Here is a 23,688-nt window from a genome sequence, read left to right as displayed (position 1 = left end):
GCGACCGGTGCAGACCCAGGTCGTGATCCTCGCCGCCGGGATGGGCACCCGACTCGGCCGGCCCCACCCCAAGCCCCTGACTCCCCTCACCACGGGCGAGTCGATCATGCGCCGCGCAGTCCGGCTGCTGCGCGAGCGGTGGGCCGAGGCCCACATCACCGCCGTCGTCGGCTTCAAGCTCGACCTGGTGATCGAGGCCATGCCGGACCTCTCCTTCGTCTACAACGAGGTCTACGACTCCACCAACACCAACCGCAGCCTGCTCAAGGCGCTGCGTCAGTCCCACGACGGTGGCGTGCTGTGGATGAACGGCGACGTCGTGTTCGACCCCCGGGTGCTCGAGGCGATCGCCGACCGGGTCGGCGGCGAGCGCAGCTTCGTGTGCGTCGACCGCTCCTCGGTCGCCGAGGAGGAGGTCAAGTACACCCTCGACGACGACGGCATGATCGCCGAGCTGTCCAAGACCGTGGTCGGCGGGCTCGGGGAGGCCGTCGGCATCAACTACGTCTCCGCGGCCGACAAGCAGGCGCTGATCACCCGCCTGGCCGAGTGCGAGGACACCGACTACTTCGAGCGCGGCCTGGAGCTGGCCATCGAGCACGACGGCCTGCGTCTCGCCCCGGTCGACGTCTCCGAGTTCTCCGTGGTCGAGGTCGACTTCGACGACGACCTGACGAAGGCCAACGCCTTCGTCGGGCGGTGACGCGGACCGCAGCGGACGACGTTCGTGGCTGAGGAGAGCAGGGTCCTGCAGCTCGACGACGCGGGCATGGTCCTGTCCGGCGACGCGGAAGTCGTCCTCGACGTCAGCTTCGACGGTCGACGGATCTGGTCGTTCTGGCTGCTGCGCGACTCCGAGCCGTCGACGGGGGGCCGGTTCGTCGCCTGGCCGCAGTCGATGCGCCGGTTCCTCGACGGCCGGACGACGCTCCAGGTCGCCGAGCACCTCTCGGGCCGGGTGCTCCTCGACCGGCCGGTGCAGTTCGGCACCGCCGAGAAGCAGATCGCCGTGGTCAACGCGGACGGCAAGCCGCTGGGCATCGACAAGTCCGGACGGATGGCGCAGACGTTCGACACCCGCAGCGCCGAGCAGGTCGCACCGCTGCTGGACAGCATCGAGGAGGTGCTCGGTGCCCTGCGTGAGGCCGGCATCGAGGCGTTCCCGGCGTACGGCACGCTGCTCGGTGCGGTCCGGGAGGGCCGGCTGATCGGGCACGACTCCGATGCCGACCTGGGCTACGTGAGTCGTCACGAGCACCCGGTCGACGTCGTGCGCGAGTCGTTCCGGGTGCAGCGCGCGCTCGCCGAGCTGGGCTACCCGATCACGCGCTACTCCGGCGTCGCGTTCAAGGTCGAGGTCCGCGAGGCCGATGGCTCCACCCGTGGTCTCGACGTCTTCGGCGGTTTCATGACCGACGGGCGGCTCTACCTGATGGGCGAGGTGGGGCAGGAGTACGAGACCTCCTGGCTCTTCCCGCTGGGCACCTGCACGCTCGAGGGACGGACCCTGCCGGCACCGGCCGACCCGGGCCGGATGCTCGCCGCGATGTACGGCGACGGCTGGCGGACCCCCGACCCGGCCTTCCAGTTCGAGACCCCCCGCTCGACCACCCGCCGCCTGGACGGCTGGTTCCGCGGCACCCGGGTCAACCGGCCGGCGTGGGACCGGGTCTACTCCCGGCTGCGTGGTCGTCCACCGGGTCGTACCGCGAGCGACCTGGCGCGTCTCGTCCGCGACCGCGAGGGACCCGACGTGGAGCTGGTCGACGTCGGGGGAGGCAGCGGCGCCGATGCGGTCTGGTGGGCACGCGAGGGGTCGCCCGCCCGTAGCTACGACTACGCGCCGAGCGCCAGCAAGGGCGCCGCGACCGTGGCGGAGTCCGAGGGGCTGCCGCTGCACGTGGAGCGGCTCAACCTCCTCGAGCTCCGCTCGGTCCTCGGTACGGGTGCCGACCTGGCCCAGCACCCACGCCGGCGGGCGCTGATGGCCAGGCACCTGATCGAGTCGACGACCGCACCGGGACGCCGCTCGCTGTGGCGGCTGGCCTCGATGGCGCTGCGCGAGGGAGGGCGGCTCTACCTCGAGACCTGGTGCGGGGGGCCGGAGCCGGCGTACCCCGCGCGGATGGTGCCGGTGGACCGGGTGGTGGCGGAGGTCGCCGCCGCCGGTGGCGAGGTGGTCGAGCGCGAGGAGCTGCGGCCCGACGGTGACGGCAGGCGATACGTTCGGCTGGTGGCCGAGTGGAAGGCGAGGAAGGCGTGAGCGGGATGGAGCAGTCGTTCGCACGACGTGCGGCCAGGCGGGTTCTGAGGCGGGAGAGCGACCTGGCCGCCCGGGTGGCCGAGCTGGAGCGCGAGGTGCAGGAGCTGCGCCGGACCAACCTGAGGCTGGCCGAGCTGACCGACGTCGTGGAGGAGCTGCTGGTGCCGGTCGCCTCCCAGGACCGCGCGAAGATCGAGGCGGCGCTCGAGCGCTACCCGCGCAGCATCTAGCGGCCCGCACGATGGCAGATCGCGTCTACCTGCACCTGGGGCTGCCGAAGACGGCGACGACGTACCTCCAGACCATCCTGTGGGGCTCGCGCGACCGGCTGCGCGCCGACGGCGTGCTGCTGCCCGGTGAGCAGCGGCGCGAGCACCTGTGGGCCTCGCGCAACGTCCGTGACGACATGGCGGGCGTCGGGATCACCGACTGGCAGCGAGGTGCGTGGGAGCGCCTGCGTGCCCGGGCCGCCGAGTGGCCCGGCACGGTGCTGATCAGTCACGAGTTCTTCGCCGCGGCCTCCGCCGAGCAGGCCCGGGACGCGATCGAGGCCCTCGCGCCCGCCGAGGTGCACCTCGTGGCCACGGCGCGTGAGCCGCTGGGGCTGTTCACCTCCAGCTGGCAGGAGAGCCTGAAGAACCGCGAGACGGCGCCGATGGGGGAGTACTCCCGCACCGTCTCCGAGGACCCGACCCAGGTGTGGAACTGGCGCACGCTGGACCTCGGCCTGGTCCTCGACCGGTGGGCACCCGCCGGGGGGCCGGTGCGCCCCGAGCACGTCCACGTGCTCCCGCTGCCCGGGCGGGACCACCCGCGCGAGGAGATCTGGCGACGGTTCGCCGGGCTGCTCGGCCTGGACGCGGACGCGTACGACCTCTCGGGCAGCTTCCCCAACGAGGCCATGGGCGTGGCCGAGGCGGAGACGCTGCGCCGGGTCAACGCCCACCTCGACGCCTTCGTGAGCGCGATCGACAAGGGCACCTACATCCGCAGCTTCCTGGCCGACGAGCGGCTGGTGCCGCGGGCGGGCGACCGGTTCTGGCCGGCCGACGACCAGGTCGAGGACGCTCGGCGGCGGGCACGTGCCGCGGTCGCGCTGGTCCGCGAGCGGGGGTACGACGTCGTCGGCGAGCTCGCCGACCTGCTCGTGCCCGACGAGCTGCCCGAGCGCCGGCACCCCGAGTCGGTCACCGACGGCGAGGTGGCTGCCGTGGCGACCGAGCTCGTGGCCACGATGCTCGGCGATGTGCGCGCGCTGCGCCACGAGCGGCGTCGGCTGCGCGTCGAGTCACGCGAGGCGGCCGAGACGGTGTCCGTCCTCCAGGCGCGGGTCGACGACCTCGAGGGCCGGGTCCGCGCCCCCTTGTGGCGGGTCGCGGGCTCCCGGGCCAAGCAGCTGCTGCGGGGCGGACGCCCGCCGACGTGAGGAATCCCATCCGTCGGGACGGCGACGCCGCGAGCGAGCCGTCGGTAGCCTGCCCTCGTTGCTCACCCGCCTGACGAAAGGGACTCACCCATGGCGCGCCTGTGCTCCACCGAGGGACTCACCGACATCCAGGAGGAGATCCTGAGAGTCGTCCGCCAGTTCGTCGAGGCCAAGATCATGCCCGTGGCGACCGAGCTGGAGCACGCCGACGAGTACCCGCAGGAGATCGTCGACGGGCTGAAGGAGCTGGGCATCTTCGGCATCACCATCCCCGAGGAGTACGGCGGCCTCGGCGAGTCGCTGCTGACGTACGCGCTGGTGGTCGAGGAGATCGCCCGGGGCTGGATGAGCGTCTCCGGGGTCATCAACACCCACTTCATCGTCGCGTACATGCTGATGAACCACGGCACCGACGAGCAGAAGCAGAAGTACCTGCCGAAGATGGCGACGGGCGAGGTGCGCGGTGCCTTCTCGATGTCCGAGCCGGGTCTGGGGTCCGACGTCTCCGCGATCAAGACCAAGGCGAAGAGGACCGACGAGGGCTACGAGATCACCGGCCAGAAGATGTGGCTGACCAACGGTGGCTCCTCGACGCTGATCGCGCTGCTGGTCGACTCCGAGGAGGGCGCGGACTCGGTCTACAAGAACATGACCACCTTCCTGGTCGAGAAGGAGCCGGGCTTCGGCGAGGTCGGCCAGGGGATCACCATCCCCGGCAAGATCGAGAAGATGGGCTACAAGGGCGTCGACACCACCGAGGCGATCTTCGAGGGCCACCGGATCTCCGCCGAGCAGATCCTCGGTGGTGAGCCGGGCAAGGGCTTCTACCAGATGATGGACGGTGTCGAGGTCGGTCGCGTCAACGTCGCGGCCCGTGCCTGCGGCATCTCCAACCGCGCCTTCGAGCTCGGCATCGCCTACAGCCAGCAGCGCGAGACCTTCGGCAAGCCGATCGCGCAGCACCAGGCGATCCTGTTCCGCCTGGCGGAGATGGCCACCAAGGTGGAGACCGCGCACGCACTGATGGTCAAGGCCGCTCGGTTGAAGGACCGCGGCGAGCGCAACGACGTCGAGGCCGGGATGGCCAAGATGGTGGCCGCGGAGTACTGCAACGAGGTCGTCCAGGACTCCTTCCGCATCCACGGCGGCTACGGCTACTCCAAGGAGTACGAGATCGAGCGGCTCTACCGCGAGGCGGCCTTCATGCTGATCGGCGAGGGCACCAGCGACGTGCAGAAGATGATCATCGGGCGCAGCCTGCTCAAGGAGTACGCGGCGAAGCGTTGACCACCCGGTCCACCGAGGCGAGGGCGGCGCGCAGGCGCTCCTCGTCGCGGTCGACCGCGGGGACCAGCAGCTCCATGACGACGTCGAGGACGTCGGAGAGCCGCTCGTTGAGCCGTTGCGACTCGGCCACCGCCACGCGCAGCGAGGCGACCTCCTGCTCGAGCCGGTCCAGGCGGGCCTCGCGCTCCTTGCTGCCGATCACGCGTCCTCCGCTCGTACGTCCCAGGTGATGTCCAGCCGGCACACTACGGGGTCCTCACGCCCGAGCGGCGCCAGCCCGCGCCCTTCCTCACGCACCAGGACCCGCCCGCCGCGGGCCTCGACCTCGGCGACCACCTCGTCCGGGTCCGCCCAGGTGCGCCGGTGCGCCGGGAAGTGGGTCGGCTCGTGCTCGCTGGCCGCGGTCCGGAACTCCAGGAACGTGTGCCCGCCACGGCGGCCGAGCATCGCGGCCAGTCGCCACAGGTGCGGCCGCGTCGTCGGCTCGAGGGCGTCCAGCAGCAGCCGGCCGTACAGGTGCGTCGGGCCGTCCAGACGCGCCAGCGCCGCCCCGGAGGTCAGCACGCTGCGGACCGACTCCAGGTTGAGGATCGGGAAGCGCACGAACGACTCCCCGCGGGCACGTCGCGCCCGCGAGTGCGCCAGCGCCCGGCTGCGGGCGGCACCGGCGTACTCCGAGCCGAGGACGTCGAAGCCCTGGTCGGTCAGCCAGAAGGCGTCCCGTCCCAGGCCGGCCCCGACCTCGAGCACCCGAGCGCCGGCGGGGATCCGGTCGGCGGCCCACCGAGCGAAGAGCGACGGCTCGGAGGGCACGTCGGCGGCGTGGTTGTCGTAGAACGCCGTCCAGTGGTGCAGGCGCGACCGGCTGGTGCGGAACAACGACGACATGGTCTCCACCACCGCGGGGGAGTGGTGGAACCGGAACGCCGGGTCGGGGACGGCCCAGCCGGGACCGTAGGTGTAGGCGAGGAAGCGCGGCAGGTCGCGCGGCGCGGGGAACTCCACACCCTCCAGCTCGATGGTCCCGAACGGGACGATCGCCTCACGGGGGAGGTCGCCGGACAGGTTCCCCATGATGTGGAAGCGCTCCTCGCCCGGAGGCCCCAGGTGGAAGGAGCCGAAGACGTCGACACCGGCGCGCTTGCCGGTCGGCAGCGGCACCCAGACCTTGAAGTTGGTGGCCGACATCCGGACCACCGTCCACCCGCGAGCGCGCAGAGCGGACTCGGCACGGCGGGTCTCGCGGATGATGTCGAACGGGTGCGTCGAGCGGCTCAGCCAGGCCAGGTCGGCGTCGGAGTCGTGACCGATCATGTGCCCGTCGCGGGCGGCGCCGAGCAGGCAGCCGTAGACGAGGTACGCCTCGAGACCGGCATGCTCGACGAGGTCGTCGAGCACGGTCCGTGCGGCCCGGACCAGCTCCAGGCGCGCGGCGGCGTCCATCCGGTCGAAGGTGCGCTGCAGGTGGTTGCCCTTGTCGAGTGCCAGCGGGTGACCGGCGTCGTCGACGAGGTGCAGCGGCTCGGACGAGCCGCCGAAGCAGACCTCGCCCTCGAACGCCGTCTCGCCGGAGAGGTGCCCTCGGACCCGTACGGGCGTCGTACCTCGCAGGCGTACGGCCAGCGCGTCCGGCCACCGGACGAGGAGGCCGTCACCCTCGCGTCGCCCCTGGTCGAGCGTCGTGAAGGACCACACGCGCTGGTCGCCGAAGAGGACGTCCACCGGTCCGTCGAGGTGGCCGGCGAGGTGGATCCCCCGGTCGTCGACGCGAGACCCGGTCACGCGCACCACCTCAGGAGGCGACGGAGACCGAGGACAGCACCGAGGTCACGACCTTGTCGCGATCGGCCTTCGAGGAGTCCTCGGGGAAGGCGAAGGTGAAGCCGAAGCTGCTGCCCTGGGAGACCAGCCAGTACTGCATGACGTAGAAGGGTCCGGTCTCGTTGCTCGCCCTGCCCTCCTGGCGCACGGTGGGGACGCCGTCCACGGAGACCGGGCTGAGCTGCTTGACCTGCGGGGAGATGGGAACCAGCTCGGAGCGGATCTGGGTCGCGACCGCCTTCAGCTGTGCCGTGGTCGGGGCGCCCGCCTGGACCTCGTTGGGCGAGGTGATGGTGTTGATGCTGGACATGAACCGGCTCACGGGCTCGGTCGCGCGACCGCCGGAGTCGATGCCGGGGTTGGCCGCCTTGAGCTGACTGGTGATGACGGTCCACCCCTTGGGCAGCCGGTAGGTGTAGCCGTTGGCCTTGACGGCGTCGCCGGTGGCCGGCGTCCCCTTGACCTCGGGGTAGCTCGGTGCGCTGGCGTCGGCCTTCGAGTCCTTGTCGTCCTTGGAGTCGTCGCCGCCGCAGGCCGAGACGGTGGTGGCGAGCAGCAGCCCGGTCAGCGCGGAGGCGACCAGCTTCCCGGGGAGCGGTGAGACGGCCATGGCGGGAAGTCTGGCACAGGCCACCGCGCCGACCGGAGCGGTGTTCGGGCACGATGTGCGGCCAGGGCGGGACACGCCCGGAGACCACCCGTGGACGACCCCCGACGTACGAGGAGGAGACACCCGATGCAGTTCGGACGCAGCTACGAGGAGTTCGAGGTCGGTGCGACCTACAAGCACTGGCCGGGCAAGACGGTGACCGAGGCCGACGACCACCTCTTCTGCCTGATCACCATGAACCACCACCCGCTGCACCTCGACATCCACTACGCCGAGGAGACGACCCAGTTCGGCAAGAACGTCGTGGTGGGCAACTACGTCTACTCCGTCCTGCTCGGGATGAGCGTCCCGGACATCTCGGGCAAGGCCATCGCGAACCTCGAGATCGAGTCGCTGCGGCACGTGGCGCCGACCTTCCACGGCGACACGCTCTACGGCGAGACCACCGTGCTCGACAAGTGGGAGTCCAAGAGCAAGGACGACCGCGGCGTCGTGCACGTCGAGACCATCGGCTACAACCAGGACGGCAAGGTCGTGTGCCTCTTCCGCCGCAAGGTGATGGTGCCCAAGCAGTCCTACCTCGACGAGCGCGGCGGGGAGCAGCCCGGCAGGCCCGTCCCGCAGCCGAGCAAGTTCTGGCCGGGTCCCCAGCAGGGCTGAGCCCCTCGGAGCCTCACGACGTGATCAGCGCCGGCACGACCAGGACGGCCGGTGCGATGACGGCCAAGGTCACCGCCAGTCCCAGCAGCTTGCGGAACAGCCGGTCCTGCTCGTCCAGCGCGCTGTTGGCGATCACCAGGGTGCCGGCGACGTGGATCGGGTTCATCACCATCAGCGCCGCCGGGACGGCGACGGCCGCGAGTACCCAGAAGGTCTCGGGTCCGTTGCCGAAGGCGGTCGCCGCCAGCGGCACGGTCAGGCCCAGGACGCCGAGGGTCGAGCTCTCGATGCAGCACAGCAGCACGGTGAGGTACGACAGCAGGATCACCAGCAGGGCGCCGGTGCCGACGTGGTCCAGGCCGTCCTGGATCGCGTCGATGGTGCCGATCTCCTGCAGCAGCCCGAGGTAGGTCAGAAGGCCGCACAGCAGCAGGATGCTCGGCCAGGGCACCCGGGCCAGCAACGCTCTGCCGTCGGGCCGGAAGGCGATCTGCAGCAGCACTCCGAGTGCCATCGAGGTGACCCCGACGTCGGTCTTGAAGGCGACCACGAGCACGAGGAAGGCCACCAGCGCCACCACCGTGCTCCACAGGTAGGTCGGTGTCGGCGGCCGGTCGCCCTCGGCCTCGGGCTGCTCGGCGGGTGCGGGCGTGACGGTGTACGCGCGACCGGACGGTCGACGGGCGCGGTCGATCAGCTGGAGCACGAGGACGACGACCACGGCGGTCGCGAACGAGACCGCCCACAGTCCCCAGGTGGAGTAGTGCACGCCGAACTTGTCGGCCGCGGTGCGCACCGTCGCCCCGGTCGGGTTCAGCGGTGAGAGGCCCGAGGAGTTGGCCCCGATGATCACCGCCAGCTCGGAGAGGAGGAAGGAGCTCTTGTAGCGCACGGACACCGCGGCGATCGTCGGCACGAGGAAGGCGATGGGCGCGGTGGAGAACGCGCCGGCGGTCGACATCCCCGCGGCGATGGCGAACCCGGCCCACGGCAGCAGCCACCGTCGCTCGCCGATGGCGGCGTACACGACCTCCACCAACCGGCCGAGGGCCCCGCTCCGCTCGAGGTGGGCGAACAGCAGCGAGACTCCGGCGATGAGCACGAACAGGTCGCCGGGGAACGACTCGTACAGGGTGTCGGCGCTCGTCCCGGTGAGCGCGAGGATCGGCAGCGCGGCGGCGAGCGCCAGGATGCCGATGTTGATCCGCTGGGCGATCGCGAAGACGAGCACCACGCCGAGCAGGACGAGGGAGAGCACCTCCGGGAACGACATGTCCCCACTCCACCACGGACCGGCGGTGGCCATAATGCGGGCATGAGCCGCAGCCGGGACAGTGGGACGACCGAGCTCTGGATCGTCCGCCACGGCGAGACCGAGTGGAGTCGCGACGGACGGCACACCTCGGTCACCGACCTGGACCTGACCGCTGCCGGCGAGCGGGTCGCCGCCGCGCTGGCCCCTCGGCTCGCGGACACCTCGTTCGACCTGGTGCTGAGCAGCCCGCGGGGGCGCGCACGGCGTACGGCGGAGCTGGCCGGGTTCCCCGAGGTCGTCACCGACGAGGACCTCGCGGAGTGGGCGTACGGCGACTACGAGGGGATCACCACCTCGCAGATCCGCGAGTCGGACCCGGGCTGGACCGTCTGGGACGACGGCTGCCCGGGCGGGGAGACGCCTGCGCAGGTCGGGGCGCGGATGGACCGTGTGGTCGCGCAGGTCCGCGACCACGGCGGCCGAGTGCTGGTCTTCGGGCACGGCCACTCCGCACGGGTGCTCGCCGCACGGTGGCTCGACCTGCCGGCGCGGGAGGGTCGGCACTTCCGCCTCGACACCGCCACCGTCTCGGCGCTGGGCTGGGAGCGCGAGGCGCCGGTCGTCATGCGGTGGAACTCGTGAGCCTGACCGCGTCGTGCTGCCGGTGCGCCCGACCGGTCGGGTCCGACGGCACCTGCCCGACCCACGGCCCGGTCCCGGCGCTGTGGCGGCGCGCGGCGGGCTCGGAGGCGTCGTACGACGACTTCGCCGCGGTGCTGCGCCGCTCCGACGACCTGCCGGTGCTGGTCCCGTGGCCGATGAGCGCAGGCTGGACCGTCGCCGACTTCGGGGTCGTCGCCACCGAGGACGAGCACGCTCTCGCCACCGTCGCGGCGGTCAGCGGGACGAGCTCGCTGGACGGCGAGGTCGGCCTGAGCCTGGTCGTCGAGGAGCCCCGCGTCGGCCTGGGGGGCCGCTGCTCGGGCACCGGTGAGCTCGACCCGGGCGAGTGGGTGGGCGCCGGCCCGCCCGCGGTCCGCGTCCAGGTCGAGCGTCGGTCCGTCGCGCTGTGGCCGGCCGCGAGCAGCGACGCCGACGACGTGCTGGCCCGCTCGGTCTTCGTCGGGGAGTACGCCGGCCGCTGGCTCTGGCTGGTGGTGACCCCGGCGTCGGCGGCGCTGCTGCTGCGTGACGACTGGCTCCTCGCCGACGCCTCGGGGTTCGGTCCCGAGGCCGTCGAGATGTCCTTCGGGGGAGCGCCCGCCGACTGGTGAGAGGCTGCCGGCATGCGCATCGACCTGCACACGCACTCGACCCGGTCCGACGGGACGGTGCCGGTGGCCGAGCTGGTCGCCGCGGCGGCAGCGACCGGGCTCGACGTCGTCGCCGTGACCGACCACGACACCGCCTCCGGGTGGGACGAGGCGCTCGACGCGGCCGGCCGGCACGGCATCGGGCTGGTGCGGGGGATGGAGATCAGCACCCAGGTCCGCGGCAGCAGCGTGCACCTGCTCGCGTACCTCCCCGACGCGGAGGAGCCCGCGCTCGCCGCTGAGCTGCAGAGGATCCGCGGGGGTCGCGACGGACGGCTGCCCCAGATGCTGGAGCAGCTGGCCGGGGCGGGCTACCCGGTCACCGCCGACGACGTCGCGGCGGTGACCGCACCGGGTGCGGTGCCCGGGCGACCGCACGTCGCGGACGCCCTCGTGGCCCGCGGGATGGTCGCCGACCGCGACCAGGCGTTCGCCGAGCTGCTCGACACGGGCCGCCCCGGGTACGTCGGGCGCTACGCCCCGGCGACCCTCGACGCAGTACGGCTCGTCGCAGGGGCCGGTGGCGTCTCCGTCCTCGCCCACCCCGGTGGCCGCGGTGGCGGCCAGGTGCTCTCGGACGAGGTCGTCGCCTCGCTCGCCGACGCGGGGCTGGGCGGCCTCGAGGCCGACCACCAGGACCACGACCGGGCCGCACGGGACCGGCTGCGTGCACTCGCCGCCGACCTCGACCTCGTCGTCACCGGCTCCAGCGACTTCCACGGCGCCGGCAAGAAGGACCACGAGCTCGGCTGCAACCTCACCGACCAGGCGGAGCTGGAGCGGCTGCTGGACCGGGCCGCGCGCAGCGCCACGGCCGCAGGGCGAGAGGTACCGGCGTACCTACCCCCGGCCCAGTGACTGCAGCCGCTGCAGCAGCGGCATCGGCACGATCCGCGCGGCTGCACTGATCGCGCGGTAGCGCACGCTGGGGACCGAGAGCGCCTTGCCGGCGTCGAGGTCGGCCAGCGCCTCCCGGACGACCGTGGAGGCGTCGAGCCACATCCCCCCAGGCGCCGAGCCCTGGTCGACGTCCATCCGCTGGTGGAACTCGGTGCGCACGAAACCCGGGCACACCGCGGTCACGGTGACGCCGGAGGGCGCGTACTCGGCGTTGGCCCAGCGGCTCAGCTGGGTCACGTACGTCTTGGCCGCGCCGTACGTCCCGCGCGGGAGGAAGCCGGCCACCGAGGACACGTTGAGGATCCGGCCGCCGCCGGTCTCCCGCATCGCACCCAGACCGGCGTGGGTCAGCCGCATGACCGCGGTGACCAGCACGTCGAGCATCTCGGTCTCCGCCTCGACGTCGTTGTCGAGGAAGCGCTCCTTCAGCCCGAAGCCGGCGTTGTTGACCAGCACGGTCAGCGGCCGACCGGTGTCGCGGACCCGGTCCTCGACCGCGCGCAGCTGTGCGCGGTCGGCCAGGTCGGCCGTGATCACCTCGACCGCGACGCGGTGCGCGGCCCGGACCTCGCGGGCCACGTCGTCGAGCCGCTCCGCGTTCCGAGCGACCAGGACCAGGTCGTGGCCGCGCTCGGCGAGCTGCTCGGTGAAGGCTCGTCCCAGGCCGGCGGTGGCGCCGGTGACGAGAGCGGTGCCGGGTTGATCACTCATGTCCCACAGCGTCTCAGGCGGTCCACCGATCCGGTGACCCCATGCGGCATGATGGGGAGATCATGTCCTCGTCCCAGGTGCTCGCCGTCGCCAACCAGAAGGGTGGCGTGGCCAAGACCACCAGCGTGGCCTCCCTCGGCGCCGCGCTGGCCGAGCAGGGGAGCAGGGTGCTGCTGGTCGACCTCGACCCGCAGGCGTGCCTCACCTTCAGCCTGGGCATCGACCCCGAGGACCTCGAGCTCTCGGTCCACCACGTGCTGACCAAGGGTCTGGACCCCGCCGAGGTGGTCATCGAGACCGAGGACGGTGTCGACCTGCTGCCGGCGACGATCGAGCTGGCGCGCGCCGAGGCCGACCTGCTGACCCGGACCGGCCGTGAGTACGTCGTCCGCTCCGCCGTGGAGGACCTCGAGCCGCGGGGCTACGACTGGATCCTGCTGGACTGCCCGCCCTCGCTGGGCGTGCTCACCGTGGCTGCGCTCACCGCGGCCGGCGGCGTGGTGATCCCGCTGCAGTGCGAGACGCTCTCGCACCGCGGCGTCGGGCAGCTGCTGGACACCGTCCACGACGTGCGCCGCTTCACCAACCGCTCGCTGGAGGTGTGGGGCGTCCTGCCCACGCTGTACGACGGGCGCACCCGCCACGCGCGCACCGTGCTCGAGACGATCTCCGAGACCTACGACCTCGACGTCCTCGACCCGCCGATCCCGAAGTCGATCCGCTTCGCCGAGGCGCCTGCCGCCGGGCACTCGATCCTGCGTACCTCGCGCGGCAACAAGGGCGCGCAGGCCTACCGGGAGGTCGCGGCCTCGTTGGCCGGGCGCACGAGGGGGGCCTGATGGCCGGCGCGCACCGCGGTCCCCGCACGGGCCGAGCCGGCTCCAGGATCCGCTACGACAAGGCGGCGGCGCTCGGAGTGTCCGTGGCCGTCACCGGTTTCGCGATGGTCACCGGGCTCGGGCAGCTCTCCGCGCCCGCCGCGGACGGTCCGAGCGACGTCTCCCGCGCCCGGGCGGCGACCGCGGTCGACACCCCCCGACCGTCCCAGGCAGCCGTCGCCGCGTCCGACGCGAGCGCGCTGCCCGCGCGGTCGGGGACGGGGCGTCGGGTGGTCTTCGACCAGTCCGCCCAGCGGGTCTGGCTGGTGGGCCCGGGCGACCGGGTGCTGCGGACGTACCTCGTCTCGGGCAGCGTCACCGACAACCTCCGGCCCGGCCACTACGAGGTCTACTCGCGCTCCCGCAACGCGGTGGGCGTCGACGACTCCGGCACGATGAACTACTTCGTCCGCTTCACCCGCGGCCAGAACGCCGCGATCGGGTTCCACGACATCCCCGTCAACCGCGGCCACAAGGTCCAGACCGTCGCCCAGCTGGGGACGCCGACCAGCCACGGCTGCATCCGGCAGCGGCCGGCCGACGCGAAGGTGATGTGGGGCTTCGCCGACCTCGGTACGAAGGTCGACGTCGTCGCCTGACCCTGACTCGTCAGTCGGGTTGCTTGGTGGCCTGGGCGGCCTCGGAGCTGCCCCCACGCGTACGACGACGCCGGCGGTTGCGCTTGCGCGGCTGGCCGTCCCCGCTGCCCTCGGCAGGCTTGTCGCCCTGCCGGTCGCGGCCGCCGTCCCGACCGCCGCGCTGGCCGCCACGTCCGCCCTTGCCGCCGTCCCGGCCGCCGGTGCGCGGCTTGCGCTCGACGACGACCTGGCCCTCGGGGATCAGGCGACCCTTGGTGCCCGGCTCGAAGCCCATGTCCTCGGCGAAGTTCTCCGAGGAGGAGTAGGTCTCCGGCGGGTCGGTGAAGGGCAGGTCCAGCGCCTTGTTGATCATCTTCCAGCGGTGCAGGTCCTGCCAGTCGACGAAGGTGACCGCGATGCCCGCAGCCCCGGCGCGGCCGGTGCGGCCGATCCGGTGGACGTAGGTCTTCTCGTCCTCGGGGCAGGAGTAGTTGACGACGTGCGAGACGCCGGTGACGTCGATGCCGCGAGCGGCGACGTCGGTCGCGACGAGCACGCGCAGCTTGTTCTCGCGGAACCGCTTGAGCGCCTTCTCGCGGGCGGTCTGCGCCATGTCGCCGTGCAGCGGGCTGGCGTCGAAGCCACGCTCGGTGAGGTCGTCGGCGACGCGCTGCGCCTGCCGCTTCGTGCGCGTGAAGACGATCGTCAGTCCGGCGCCCGGCGACTGCAGCATCCGGCCCAGCATCTCGGGCTTGTCCAGGTCGTGGGCCTGGTAGACGTGCTGGGTGGTCAGCGGGACGGTCGTCTCGTCCGAGGCGGACTCGGCGCGGATGTTCATCGCCTGGCGCATGTGGATCCGGGCCAGCGACACGATCGCCGAGGGCATGGTGGCCGAGAACAGCATCGTCTGGCGGCTCGACGGGGTGCCGGCCAGCAGCCGCTCCACGTCCGGCAGGAAGCCGAGGTCGAGCATCTCGTCGGCCTCGTCGAGGACCAGCGCCGAGACGTGGCCGATGTCGAGGGCCTTGCGGTTCATCAGGTCGATCAGTCGCCCGGGGGTGCCGACGACGACGTCGACGCCGGCGGCCAGGCCGTCCAGCTGCGGCTCGTACGGGACGCCGCCGTAGACGGTGAGCACGCGGATGCCGCGGTCGGCGCCGGCCAGTGCGAGGTCGCCGGAGACCTGGAGCGCGAGCTCGCGCGTCGGGGCGACGACGAGGGCCTGCGGCTTGCCCGGGGCCGGGAGGTCGGCGTACGCCGCGTCGTCCGGAGCCACCGCGCGCTGCAGGATCGGGATGCCGAACGCCAGCGTCTTGCCGGTGCCGGTCCGTGCCTGACCGATGAGGTCGGTGCCGGAGAGAGCGACCGAGAGGGTCATCTCCTGGATGGGGAACGGGGTCACGATGCCGACGCGCTCGAGGGCGCCGGCGATCTCGGGGATGACCCCGAGCTCAGCGAAGGTAGTCAGGGTGCTGCCTGTCTGTGCGAAAGGATGGAGCATCGGATCCGCCCGGCATCGGTGGCGTCCTCACACCGTCGCCGGTGTCTCGATGCGGCCCTCGTGGGCGGCCGAAGTTCACCTCGGGTCGCCGGGCAGTGGTCCCAGGGTATCGCTACCCTGCAGCGGTGACCGATTCCCCCGCCTCGGCCCACGCGTCCACTCCGTTCGAGGACCCCGAGTACGTCGCCGCCGTTGTCGACATCCTCGGCGTGATCGCCTACGGCGAGATCACCGCCTTCGAGCGGCTCGTGGACGACGCCAAGCTGGCCCCGACCCTGACCGACAAGCTCGACCTCGGCGCGATGGCCGCCAAGGAGTTCGGCCACGTCCAGCCGCTGCTGGACCGGATCGCCGCCCTGGGTCACGACCCGGTCGCGGTCGTGGAGGAGTTCGCGGCGCCGTTCGACGCCTTCCACGCCCACACCGCCCCGCGGGACTGGCTCGAGGGCCTGGTCAAGGCGTACGTCGGCGACGGCCTCGCCGCCGACTTCTACCGCGAGATCGCGCAGTTCCTGGACGCCGGCACCCGCGACCTGATCACCGAGTCGCTGGAGGAGTCCGGGCAGTCGGACTTCGTGGTCAGCCGGGTGCGCGAGGCCATCGCCGCGGACCCCCGGGTCGGGGGCCGGCTGGCGCTGTGGGGCCGCCGGCTGATGGGGGAGGCTCTCACCCAAGCCCAGCGGGTCGCCGCCGAGCGGGACTCGATGACCACGCTGCTCGCGGGGACCTTCGAGTCGCCCGGCGTGTCCAGCATGGACCTCGCGGCGCTGGGCCGGATGTTCACCCGGCTGACCGAGAACCACTCCGCCCGGATGGGCGAGCTCGGCCTGGAGCCCTGACCGGCCCGGCGCGTGTGGACGTCCACACGCGCCGGGTCAGTGGCCGTCAGGACCGGAAGCCGACGGTCCCGGTGACGCTGGTGGCGACCTCGACGTACGCCAGCCGCTCGGCGGGGACGACCACGCGGCGGCCCTTGGCGTCGGACAGGCTCAGCACGCCGGCCGCGCCGGACAGGGCGTCGGAGACGGCCTTCTCGACGCCGTCGGCGTCCAGGTCGGTGTCGATGACGAGCTCGCGGGGGGCGTTCTGCACGCCGATCTTGACCTCCATCGCGGAGGACCTCCTCGTGTCTTGGGGTGGGGTGTCAGGTGGGGATCAGGAAGGCTCGTCGGTGCGCGGGTAGCCGCGGATACCGCGCCAGGCGAGGCCGGAGACCAGCGCGGCCGCGTCGGCCCGGCTGGTGCTCGACGAGCCGTCGTCCTGGGTGGAGAGCCAGTAGCGCGCGCTGACCTGGGCCATCCCGACCAGGGACACGGCCAGCAGCCGCGCCTGCTCGGTGGGCAGCGAGGTGTCCTCCGAGATCACCTCGGTGATCAGCGACGAGCACTCCTCGGTGACCCGGTCCACGCGCTGGCGGACGGCCGGCTCGTTGGTGAGGTCGGACTCGAAGACCAGCCGGAACGCGCCCTCCTCGGAGGCGACGTAGTCGTAGAACGCGCTCATCGTGGCCGCGACCCGGGCCTTGTTGTCCTCGGTGGCGCCCAGCGCGCGCCGGGTGGCCTCGATGATGGTGTCGCAGGACTGGTCGAGCAGCGCCAGGTAGAGGTCGAGCTTGCCGGGGAAGTGCTGGTAGAGCACCGGCTTCGACACACCCGCACGATCGGCGATCTCGTCCATCGCGGCGGCGTGGAAACCCTGGCCGGCGAAGACCTCGAGGGCCGAGTCCAGCAGCTGGGCCCGACGCGCCTTGCGCGGCAGTCGTACGCCGCGGGCAGGCCCGGTCGCGGGCTCGGCCTGGGACGGCAGCCGGTCGGTCGAAGTCACCCGGGGAACACTACTAGCCGGCCACGATGCGGCTGCGTCCCGTCCGCGACCCGTCGCGGTGGCACGATCGGTGGGAACACCTGACGGCGGCGGCCTGTTGCGGCCGTCGTACGCCACCGATCGACCCGGAGGAATGTCGTGTCCCTGCCTGCACTCGTGGAGCCCGCCGACGAGCTGACCATCGACGAGGTGCGCCGCTACAGCCGGCACCTGATCATCCCCGACGTCGGGATGACCGGCCAGAAGCGCATGAAGAACGCCAAGGTGCTGGTCATCGGCGCCGGCGGTCTCGGCAGCCCGGCCCTGCTCTACCTCGCCGCCGCGGGGGTCGGCACCATCGGCATCGCGGAGTTCGACGAGGTCGACGAGTCGAACCTGCAGCGCCAGATCATCCACGGCCAGTCCGACATCGGGAAGCACAAGGCGCTCTCGGCCAAGGAGCAGATCGCGGAGACCAACCCGTACGTCGAGGTCGTCCTGCACGAGGAGCGGCTGGACAACGACAACGTCTTCGACGTCTTCCGCGGCTACGACCTGATCGTGGACGGGACCGACAACTTCGCGACCCGCTACATGGTCAACGACGCGGCGTACTTCCTCGGCATCCCGTACGTCTGGGGCTCGATCTACCGCTTCGACGGCCAGGCCTCGGTGTTCGCGCCGACGCAGGTCGAGGGTGCGCCCTGCTACCGCTGCCTCTACCCCGAGCCGCCGCCGCCCGGCATGGTGCCCTCGTGCGCCGAGGGCGGCGTGCTCGGCGTCCTGTGCGCGTCGATCGGCTCGATCCAGGTCAACGAGGCGATCAAGCTGATCACCGGCATCGGCGACCCGGCCGTCGGCGAGCTCGTCGTGTACGACGCGCTCGCGCTGGAGTGGAACAAGCTGAAGATCCGCAAGGACCCGAACTGCGCCCTGTGCGGTGAGAACCCGACCGTGACCGAGCTGATCGACTACGACGCGTTCTGCGGGGCGGTCTCGGAGTCGGCCGCCGACGCCGCCGCCGGGTCGACGATCGGCGTCACCGAGCTCGAGCACATGCTCAAGGAGCGCGAGGAGGGCAGCCGCGACTTCGTCCTGGTGGACGTGCGCGAGCCCAACGAGGCCGAGATCAACCACATCCCGGGCGCGGTGCTGATCCCCAAGGGCGAGTTCCTCAACGGCAACGTCTTCGACGAGCTGGCCAAGGTGCGCAAGAACGACGAGCAGATCGTCCTGCACTGCAAGACCGGGGTGCGCTCGGCCGAGGCGCTGGCGGTCCTCAAGGGCGCCGGGTACGCCGACTCGGTGCACGTCGGCGGTGGCGTCTCGGCGTGGGTCGACCAGATCGACCCCTCGCAGCCGACGTACTGAGCGCGGGGTCGTCCTAGGGTCGGTCCCGTGAGCGCGCCTGCCTTCTACGACGAGCTCCGAGCGCTCCGTCTCGAGCGGCTGCTCGACGCGTCGGTCGCGATCATCACCGAGGAGGGCTGGGACCGGCTCAGCATGACCAAGGTCGCCCAGCGCTCGGGGGTGCCTCGCCAGAGCCTCTACAAGGAGGTCGGCGTCAAGTCCGCGCTCGGCGAGGCGGTGGTGGCGCGCGAGGTGGAGCGCTTCCTGGACCGGGTGCGCGACGGGATCGCGGCGCACCCGGACTCGGTGGTGGACGGTCTGGGGGCGGCCGCCCGAGCGGCGCTGGAGTACGGCAAGACCAACGCCGTGCTCAAGGCGATCCTGCGTCCGGGGCACGACCCCGAGCTGCTGGAGCTGCTCACCGTCCGGCCCGAGGCTGCGCTCGCGCAGGCGTCGCGCGCGGTGCTGGAGGCGCTGGGCGACGAGACGGGGGTCCACGAGGCGATGGTGGACACCATGGTCCGGCTGACGATGAGCCACCTGCTCCAGCCCGACGTCGGCGTGGACGAGGCCGTGGACCGGATCACCCGCGTGGTCCGGTCCTTCGTGGCCGCACCCTGAGGACGCTCACAGGTCGAGGACGAGCCGGTCCGACAGCGAGCGGGACACGCAGGTCATCATCGTGCAGCCACGCGCGCGCTCCGACGCCGACAGGATCGAGTCCCGGTGGTCCGGCGTGCCCTCGAGGACGTCGGCCTCGCAGGTGCCGCAGGTGCCCTCCTTGCACGAGGAGATCACGTCGACGCCGGCCTGCTCGACCGCGTCGAAGACCGACACCCCCTCGGGCACCGTGACGGTGACCCCCGACCGCGCGCACTGCACCTCGAAGGAGTCCAGTGCGTCGTCGGACGCCTCGATCCTCTTCGGCATGAACCGCTCGAGGTGCAGGCTGTCCTCGGGCCAGGTGGCGCAGCCGTCCTCGACGGCGTCGAGCAGCGCTGCGGGCCCGCAGCAGTAGACCAGGGTGTCGGGCCGCGGCGTGCCGAGCACCGCGTCGAGGTCGAGCAGCCCCTTGTCGTCCTGCGGCCAGATCGTCACGCGCTCGTCGCCCTCGAGCTCGTCGAGGAACGCCATCGAGGCGCGGGTACGGCCGCCGTACAGCAGGCTCCACTCGACGCCGTCCGCCTCGGCCTGCTCGATCATGGCGCGGATCGGCGTGATGCCGATCCCGCCGGCGATGAACTGGTAGCGCGCAGAGGGGGCAAGCGCGAAGTGGTTGCGCGGGCCGCGCACGCGCACGGTCGCGCCCTGCTCGAGCCGGTCGTGGACGTAGGCCGACCCGCCGCGGCCGTCCGGCTCGCGCAGGACCCCGACCTTCCACGCCGTGTCGTCGCTCGTGCTGCCGCACAGGGAGTACTGCCGGGTCAGGGAGTCGTCGAGGACGAGGTCGACGTGCGACCCGGCGGTCCACGGCGGGAGCGGCGAGCCCGCGGCGTCGGACAGCGTCAGCTCGACGACACCCTCGGCGACCTCGCGCTTCGCCGTGACCTGCAGGTCCAGCTCCCGCTCAGTGGCGGCGCGGCCGCTCTCCCGGGAGGGCGCGGGTCGTGGTGACGGATCCGAGCGGCGGCCCGCGACGGCCGCCCGGTCGTGTCCCTCCCGGCGCGGACGGGGCTCCGCACCGAGCGGGGTGAGGGTGACCATCAGGCTCGTGTAGCCGCGGACGAAGTTGGACTGGAGGTACGCAGGCTCCTCGACGACCTCGATGTCGGCGAACCGCTCGAGCAGCTCCTCCCACAGGATCCGCAGCTGGAGCTCGGCCAGCCGGCTGCCCATGCAGCGGTGCGTGCCGATGCCGAAGGAGAGGTGGTTGCGGGCGTTGGGGCGCTCGATCACGAACTCGTCCGGGTCCTCGAACTTGCGCTCGTCGCGGTTGGCCGAGGCGTACCACATGACGACCTTGTCGCCCTTGCGGATGAACTGCCCGTTGAGCACGGTGTCCTGCGTGGCGACGCGGCGCATGTAGGCCAGCGGCGTCTGCCAGCGGATGATCTCGTGGACCAGCTTCGGGACCAGCGAGTGGTCGGCGCGCAGCCGGTCGAACTGCTCGGGGAACTGGTTGAGCGCGACGACGCCGCCGGACATCGAGTTGCGCGTGGTGTCGTTGCCGCCCACCACCAGCAGCGTGAGGTTGCCGAGGAACTCCATCGGCCGGTGGATGAGGTCCTTGGTGTCCTCGGACATCTGCATCAGCGTGATCAGGTCGTAACCCGGCTTCTCGCCGGCCGCCCGCCGGGCGGCCTTGTCGTGCCAGAGCTCGCTGAAGCTCTGCGCCATCTCGGCCACGCCCTCGTAGGTCTCGTCGAATCCCGGGGTGCCTCCGGTGGCCGACGCGCTGGCGGCGGCGAGCTCGGTCCAGCGCACGAGCTTGCGGCGCTCGTCGTACGGGAAGTCCAGCAAGGTGGCGAGCATCCGCGCCGTCAGCTCGATGCTGACCCTGTCCACCCAGTCGAACGGCTCACCGAGGGGAAGGTCGTCGAGCACCTCCGCCACGCGCGAGCGGATCAGCGCCTCCATCTCCTCGAGGTTCTGCGGGGCGACGACGTCCTGGACCGCGGCGCGGTGCTGGTCGTGGCGCGGAGGGTCCATGGCGATGAACATCTCGATGTCCAGACCGTCGGGCGGGTCGCCGATGACGATCTGCGGCTCCGCGGAGAACCGCTCGAAGTCCTTGTCGACAGCGACGATGTCGTCGTACCGCGTGAGTGACCAGTACGGGCCGAAGGGGCTGTGCGCCCGGTAGTGCACCGGCGCCTCGTCGCGCAGCCGCCTGGCGTACGGACCGAACTGGCCCTGGCGGTACATGAACGGGTTGGCCACGTCGATCTCGGTGAGCGACACCTCGTCGACGTCGGGGATCGGTTCCTCGACGAACCTCGGCCGGTGGTGGCCGAGCACCCGGTGCTTGGTCTTCTGGATCAGGTGCATCCCCTGCACCTGCCGCCTCATCGGGATCGTCGCCTGCGCCTTGGTGACCACTGAGTCGAGTACGCCCATGCCCGCCGCCTTGTGAGGGGTGTCTGCTGACGACAGAACTACAGCACAAGTCGCAGGCGATGACAATAGTCATCTTTTTGTCGCACACGGCGCGGGTGGCGAGCCGCGCGAGCTCAGCCGTGCCAGATCTCGCTGGACAACCCGGCGGCGCCGACCAGCTCGGTGGCCACCGGGCTGTCGCTGGTCCGCACGAGGACCAGCAGGCCGCGGTCGGCCAGGGCGTCGTGGAGCTCGTGGAGGCCGACCAGCCGGCACGCGGGCGGCAGGCCCTCGTCGCCGACCTCCGGGTAGGAGTCGGCCACCGCGACCCGGGGCACCTCCTCGTCGGTGAGCCCCCACAGCACCACGAAGTGCCCGACCCTGCCGGTCCAGAGGTTGGCCACCACCCCGACCGGGCCGAGGTCGCCGAGCCGGGCCAGCAGCCCGAGCAGGCCCTCGGGCGTCCCTCCCTGCGCGGGTACGGCGCTGACGTCGCGGTTGGTGACGGTCACCACCGCCGCCACGAGGTCGGCGGCGTCGGTGCCGCTGCGGTCCGCGGACCCGGCGACCGGGAGGTCGTCGGCGAAGGGCGCGGGCACCGACGGGGCGCCGTCGGGCCGTGCGTCGGGCAGGTCCTCGGGCCAGGTGCGCGAGCCCGCCGCGTGCGCGAGGTCGGCCAGCGACGGCAGCGCGCGGGTGTCGACGAGCGCGGCGAGGGCCGTCCGGACCGCGAACGGGCCGCACATCAGGTCCGGCTGCGGCGGCTCGTGCGCGGCGAGGACCCGGTCGGCGCCGGGGAACGGGCGTACCTCCGGCGCGCTCAGTAGACCCACCGCAGCGACGCCACGATCTCCTCGTCGGTGTGCTCGACGGCCCACGCGGCGTCGGCGTCGCGGCAGGCCACGAACGCCCCGAGCAGGTCGTCGCCGAGCACCTCGCGCACCACGTCGCTCGCCAGCAGGTTCGCCCGCTGCTCCTCGTGGGTGGTCGCCAGCGCCCGGATGCCGGCGGCGCTGCGCCGTGCGTCGTCCCAGCCGCCGACGTCCTCCTGGACGGGCTCGTCCAGCGATGCGCCGTCGCGGACCCCGGCGAGTCCGGCGCCGATCACCGTCGCGAGGGCGAGGTAGGGGTTGGCGGAGGCGTCGCTCGGCTTCAGCTCGACGTTGGTGTGGTCGGCGCCGAGCAGGCCGCCGCCGGGCACCAGCCGCAGGGCGGCCTCGCGGTTCTCCACGCCCCAGACGTCGTACACCCCGGCCCAGAAGTGCGGCCGCCGCCGCAGCAGGGAGCCGGTCGAGGGGGCGGTGACGGCGACGATGCCGTGCAGCTCGCGGTGCAGCCCGGCGAGGTACGCCGCACCCACCGCCGAGAGCCCGTGCGGACCACCGTCACCCTCGCTGGCGGTGAGGGCGTTGTGCCCGTCGCGCCACAGCGACGTGTGCAGGTGCCAGCCGTTCCCCGCGCCGTCGGTGGTGGTGATCGGTGCCAGCGAGGCGCGCAGCCCGTGCGCCCGAGCGGCCGCGTGGATGCTCTGGCGGGCCAGGACCTGCGCGTCGCACGCGGCCAGCGGGTCGAGGGCGTCGAGGGCGATCTCGACCTGCGAGGCGCCGTACTCCGCGTGCAGCTGACCGATCCCGACGCCGTTGGCGCGCAGGTCGGTGAGCAGCGTGCGGGTGAAGCCGGAGAGGTCCTGCACGGCGTTGGCGGAGTACGCCGGCCCGCGGTGCGCCCCGGCCACCTCCCCGTCCTCGCGGTCGTGGGAGAGGACGACCTCCACCTCGAAGCCGGCCTTGACCTCGAATCCGGCCTCGGCCGCCGCGGAGACCTGGCGCTCGAGCACGGCGCGCTGGTCGTACGGCCACGGGCTGCCGTCGACGGCGACCTGCCGGCCGTTCACCCAGGCCAGCCCCGGCTGGCCGGCCAGCGGCACGACCGAGTCGACGCTGTCGATGACGGGGACCAGGCGGACGTCGCCCGAGGGGGTGGAGAGTCCTTCGTGGGCGAAGGTGATCCCGTCGTGGGAGTCGAAGACCGCGAACACCGCCGTGATCCCGACACCGCGGTGCGCGGCACCGGCGAGCTGGTCGGTGGGCACCACCCGCGACCGCACGATGCCGTTGTCGTCCACCCAGCCGATCTGGACGCCGACGACGTCCTGGGCGTCGAGGCGGGCACGGATCCCGTCGACGAGCTGCGGTGGCAGGGGCGTGGGGGAGGGCGGCTCCATGGTCAGACCGTAGCGGCACACGTGACCCGGGTCGCAGCCGCTCGTTGTGCCGTACGACAGGCGCCGCTCGGG

General features: G+C 72.2%; 25 protein-coding genes. 14 read left to right on the top strand and 11 right to left on the bottom strand.

Annotated features, from left to right (window positions below; all coding sequences use genetic code 11):
• Positions 1-7: 7 nt before the first annotated feature.
• The 5 genes from IEX42_RS06190 (at position 8) to IEX42_RS06170 (ending at position 4,976) form a co-directional block, all read left to right on the top strand.
• Positions 8-703 (top strand): phosphocholine cytidylyltransferase family protein, encoded by a 696-nt coding sequence (locus IEX42_RS06190; protein WP_188778997.1) that lies wholly within the window; start codon positions 8-10, stop codon positions 701-703.
• 24 nt (positions 704-727) lie between these two features.
• A complete protein-coding gene (locus tag IEX42_RS06185) occupies positions 728-2,263 on the top strand; it encodes a LicD family protein (protein WP_188778996.1) in 1,536 nt (511 codons plus the stop codon).
• Between the two features lie 5 nt (positions 2,264-2,268).
• Positions 2,269-2,493 carry a DUF6752 domain-containing protein gene (locus tag IEX42_RS06180; protein WP_188780951.1) on the top strand — a complete coding sequence of 75 codons (225 nt, stop codon included), beginning with the start codon at positions 2,269-2,271 and terminating at the stop codon, positions 2,491-2,493.
• A gap of 11 nt (positions 2,494-2,504) precedes the next feature.
• Positions 2,505-3,689, top strand: a complete 1,185-nt coding sequence (locus IEX42_RS06175; protein WP_188778995.1) for a hypothetical protein — start codon at positions 2,505-2,507, stop codon at positions 3,687-3,689.
• A 90-nt stretch (positions 3,690-3,779) separates the two neighbouring features.
• Positions 3,780-4,976 carry an acyl-CoA dehydrogenase family protein gene (locus IEX42_RS06170; protein WP_188778994.1) on the top strand — a complete coding sequence of 399 codons (1,197 nt, stop codon included), beginning with the start codon at positions 3,780-3,782 and terminating at the stop codon, positions 4,974-4,976.
• Here the strand turns inward: IEX42_RS06170 and IEX42_RS06165 are convergent.
• The 3 genes from IEX42_RS06165 to IEX42_RS06155 are packed head-to-tail and all read right to left on the bottom strand — an operon-like array spanning position 4,951 to position 7,407.
• Entirely contained in the window at positions 4,951-5,178 is a 228-nt protein-coding gene (locus IEX42_RS06165; RefSeq protein ID WP_188778993.1) for a DUF6752 domain-containing protein, read from the bottom strand. The two genes, IEX42_RS06170 and IEX42_RS06165, sit on opposite strands and share 26 nt — an antisense overlap.
• Positions 5,175-6,758 (bottom strand): class I SAM-dependent methyltransferase, encoded by a 1,584-nt coding sequence (locus tag IEX42_RS06160; RefSeq protein WP_188778992.1) that lies wholly within the window; start codon positions 6,756-6,758, stop codon positions 5,175-5,177. Before IEX42_RS06160 ends, IEX42_RS06165 begins: the two co-directional genes overlap by 4 nt.
• Positions 6,759-6,768: 10 nt before the next feature.
• Positions 6,769-7,407, bottom strand: coding sequence for a hypothetical protein (locus IEX42_RS06155; protein WP_188778991.1), 639 nt, complete (start codon positions 7,405-7,407; stop codon positions 6,769-6,771).
• 126 nt (positions 7,408-7,533) lie between these two features.
• Here IEX42_RS06155 and IEX42_RS06150 point away from each other — a divergent pair, with 126 nt between their 5' ends.
• Complete coding sequence (locus IEX42_RS06150) at positions 7,534-8,067, top strand: MaoC family dehydratase (RefSeq protein WP_188778990.1); 534 nt, start codon at positions 7,534-7,536, stop codon at positions 8,065-8,067.
• Positions 8,068-8,080: 13 nt separating this feature from the next.
• On the opposite strand, the gene IEX42_RS06145 is transcribed toward IEX42_RS06150, so the two are convergent.
• Positions 8,081-9,340 (bottom strand): SLC13 family permease, encoded by a 1,260-nt coding sequence (locus IEX42_RS06145; RefSeq protein WP_188778989.1) that lies wholly within the window; start codon positions 9,338-9,340, stop codon positions 8,081-8,083.
• Positions 9,341-9,382: 42 nt separating this feature from the next.
• Here IEX42_RS06145 and IEX42_RS06140 point away from each other — a divergent pair, with 42 nt between their 5' ends.
• Genes IEX42_RS06140 through IEX42_RS06130 form a run of 3 tightly spaced genes read left to right on the top strand, consistent with a single transcriptional unit; the run spans position 9,383 to position 11,493 of the window.
• Positions 9,383-9,964, top strand: a complete 582-nt coding sequence (locus IEX42_RS06140) for a histidine phosphatase family protein (protein ID WP_188778988.1) — start codon at positions 9,383-9,385, stop codon at positions 9,962-9,964.
• Positions 9,961-10,596 carry a DUF6758 family protein gene (locus IEX42_RS06135; protein WP_229660650.1) on the top strand — a complete coding sequence of 212 codons (636 nt, stop codon included), beginning with the start codon at positions 9,961-9,963 and terminating at the stop codon, positions 10,594-10,596. The genes IEX42_RS06140 and IEX42_RS06135 overlap by 4 nt, the downstream gene beginning before the upstream one ends.
• A 12-nt stretch (positions 10,597-10,608) precedes the next feature.
• Complete coding sequence (locus IEX42_RS06130) at positions 10,609-11,493, top strand: PHP domain-containing protein (RefSeq protein WP_188778987.1); 885 nt, start codon at positions 10,609-10,611, stop codon at positions 11,491-11,493.
• On the opposite strand, the gene IEX42_RS06125 is transcribed toward IEX42_RS06130, so the two are convergent.
• Entirely contained in the window at positions 11,476-12,246 is a 771-nt protein-coding gene (locus tag IEX42_RS06125) for an SDR family NAD(P)-dependent oxidoreductase (protein WP_188778986.1), read from the bottom strand. The two genes, IEX42_RS06130 and IEX42_RS06125, sit on opposite strands and share 18 nt — an antisense overlap.
• 62 nt (positions 12,247-12,308) lie before the next feature.
• Between IEX42_RS06125 and IEX42_RS06120 the strand changes: the two genes are divergently transcribed.
• Positions 12,309-13,085, top strand: coding sequence for a ParA family protein (locus tag IEX42_RS06120; RefSeq protein WP_188778985.1), 777 nt, complete (start codon positions 12,309-12,311; stop codon positions 13,083-13,085).
• Positions 13,085-13,723, top strand: a complete 639-nt coding sequence (locus tag IEX42_RS06115; RefSeq protein WP_188778984.1) for a L,D-transpeptidase — start codon at positions 13,085-13,087, stop codon at positions 13,721-13,723. Before IEX42_RS06120 ends, IEX42_RS06115 begins: the two co-directional genes overlap by 1 nt.
• Positions 13,724-13,733: 10 nt before the next feature.
• On the opposite strand, the gene IEX42_RS06110 is transcribed toward IEX42_RS06115, so the two are convergent.
• On the bottom strand, positions 13,734-15,203 hold the full coding sequence (locus IEX42_RS06110; protein ID WP_188778983.1) for a DEAD/DEAH box helicase: 1,470 nt from the start codon (positions 15,201-15,203) through the stop codon (positions 13,734-13,736).
• A gap of 125 nt (positions 15,204-15,328) precedes the next feature.
• Here IEX42_RS06110 and IEX42_RS06105 point away from each other — a divergent pair, with 125 nt between their 5' ends.
• Positions 15,329-16,042: a ferritin-like fold-containing protein gene (locus IEX42_RS06105; protein ID WP_229660649.1), complete on the top strand. Its 714-nt coding sequence runs from the start codon at positions 15,329-15,331 to the stop codon at positions 16,040-16,042.
• A gap of 46 nt (positions 16,043-16,088) precedes the next feature.
• Here the strand turns inward: IEX42_RS06105 and IEX42_RS06100 are convergent, their stop codons facing one another.
• Together IEX42_RS06100 and IEX42_RS06095 are read right to left on the bottom strand one after the other, a co-directional pair.
• Positions 16,089-16,313 (bottom strand): DUF3107 domain-containing protein, encoded by a 225-nt coding sequence (locus IEX42_RS06100; protein ID WP_188778981.1) that lies wholly within the window; start codon positions 16,311-16,313, stop codon positions 16,089-16,091.
• 45 nt (positions 16,314-16,358) lie between these two features.
• A complete protein-coding gene (locus IEX42_RS06095) occupies positions 16,359-17,027 on the bottom strand; it encodes a TetR/AcrR family transcriptional regulator (RefSeq protein WP_229660648.1) in 669 nt (222 codons plus the stop codon).
• A 138-nt stretch (positions 17,028-17,165) separates the two neighbouring features.
• On the opposite strand from IEX42_RS06095, the gene moeZ reads away from it, so the two are divergent.
• On the top strand, positions 17,166-18,377 hold the full coding sequence (gene moeZ, locus IEX42_RS06090; RefSeq protein WP_188778980.1) for an adenylyltransferase/sulfurtransferase MoeZ: 1,212 nt from the start codon (positions 17,166-17,168) through the stop codon (positions 18,375-18,377).
• 27 nt (positions 18,378-18,404) lie between these two features.
• Complete coding sequence (locus tag IEX42_RS06085) at positions 18,405-18,977, top strand: TetR/AcrR family transcriptional regulator (protein ID WP_188778979.1); 573 nt, start codon at positions 18,405-18,407, stop codon at positions 18,975-18,977.
• 6 nt (positions 18,978-18,983) lie between these two features.
• On the opposite strand, the gene IEX42_RS06080 is transcribed toward IEX42_RS06085, so the two are convergent.
• From IEX42_RS06080 to IEX42_RS06070, 3 genes are all read right to left on the bottom strand, one after another.
• Positions 18,984-21,413 (bottom strand): cytochrome P450/oxidoreductase, encoded by a 2,430-nt coding sequence (locus tag IEX42_RS06080; protein WP_188778978.1) that lies wholly within the window; start codon positions 21,411-21,413, stop codon positions 18,984-18,986.
• Positions 21,414-21,526: 113 nt separating this feature from the next.
• Positions 21,527-22,225, bottom strand: coding sequence for a DUF6885 family protein (locus tag IEX42_RS06075; RefSeq protein WP_188778977.1), 699 nt, complete (start codon positions 22,223-22,225; stop codon positions 21,527-21,529).
• On the bottom strand, positions 22,213-23,616 hold the full coding sequence (locus tag IEX42_RS06070) for a type I glutamate--ammonia ligase (RefSeq protein WP_188778976.1): 1,404 nt from the start codon (positions 23,614-23,616) through the stop codon (positions 22,213-22,215). Before IEX42_RS06070 ends, IEX42_RS06075 begins: the two co-directional genes overlap by 13 nt.
• Positions 23,617-23,688: the final 72 nt, after the last annotated feature.

The organism is Marmoricola endophyticus, assembly GCF_014644415.1.
In the GTDB taxonomy this organism is placed as follows: domain Bacteria; phylum Actinomycetota; class Actinomycetes; order Propionibacteriales; family Nocardioidaceae; genus Marmoricola; species Marmoricola endophyticus.
This window is presented reverse-complemented; position numbering and strand designations above follow the sequence as displayed.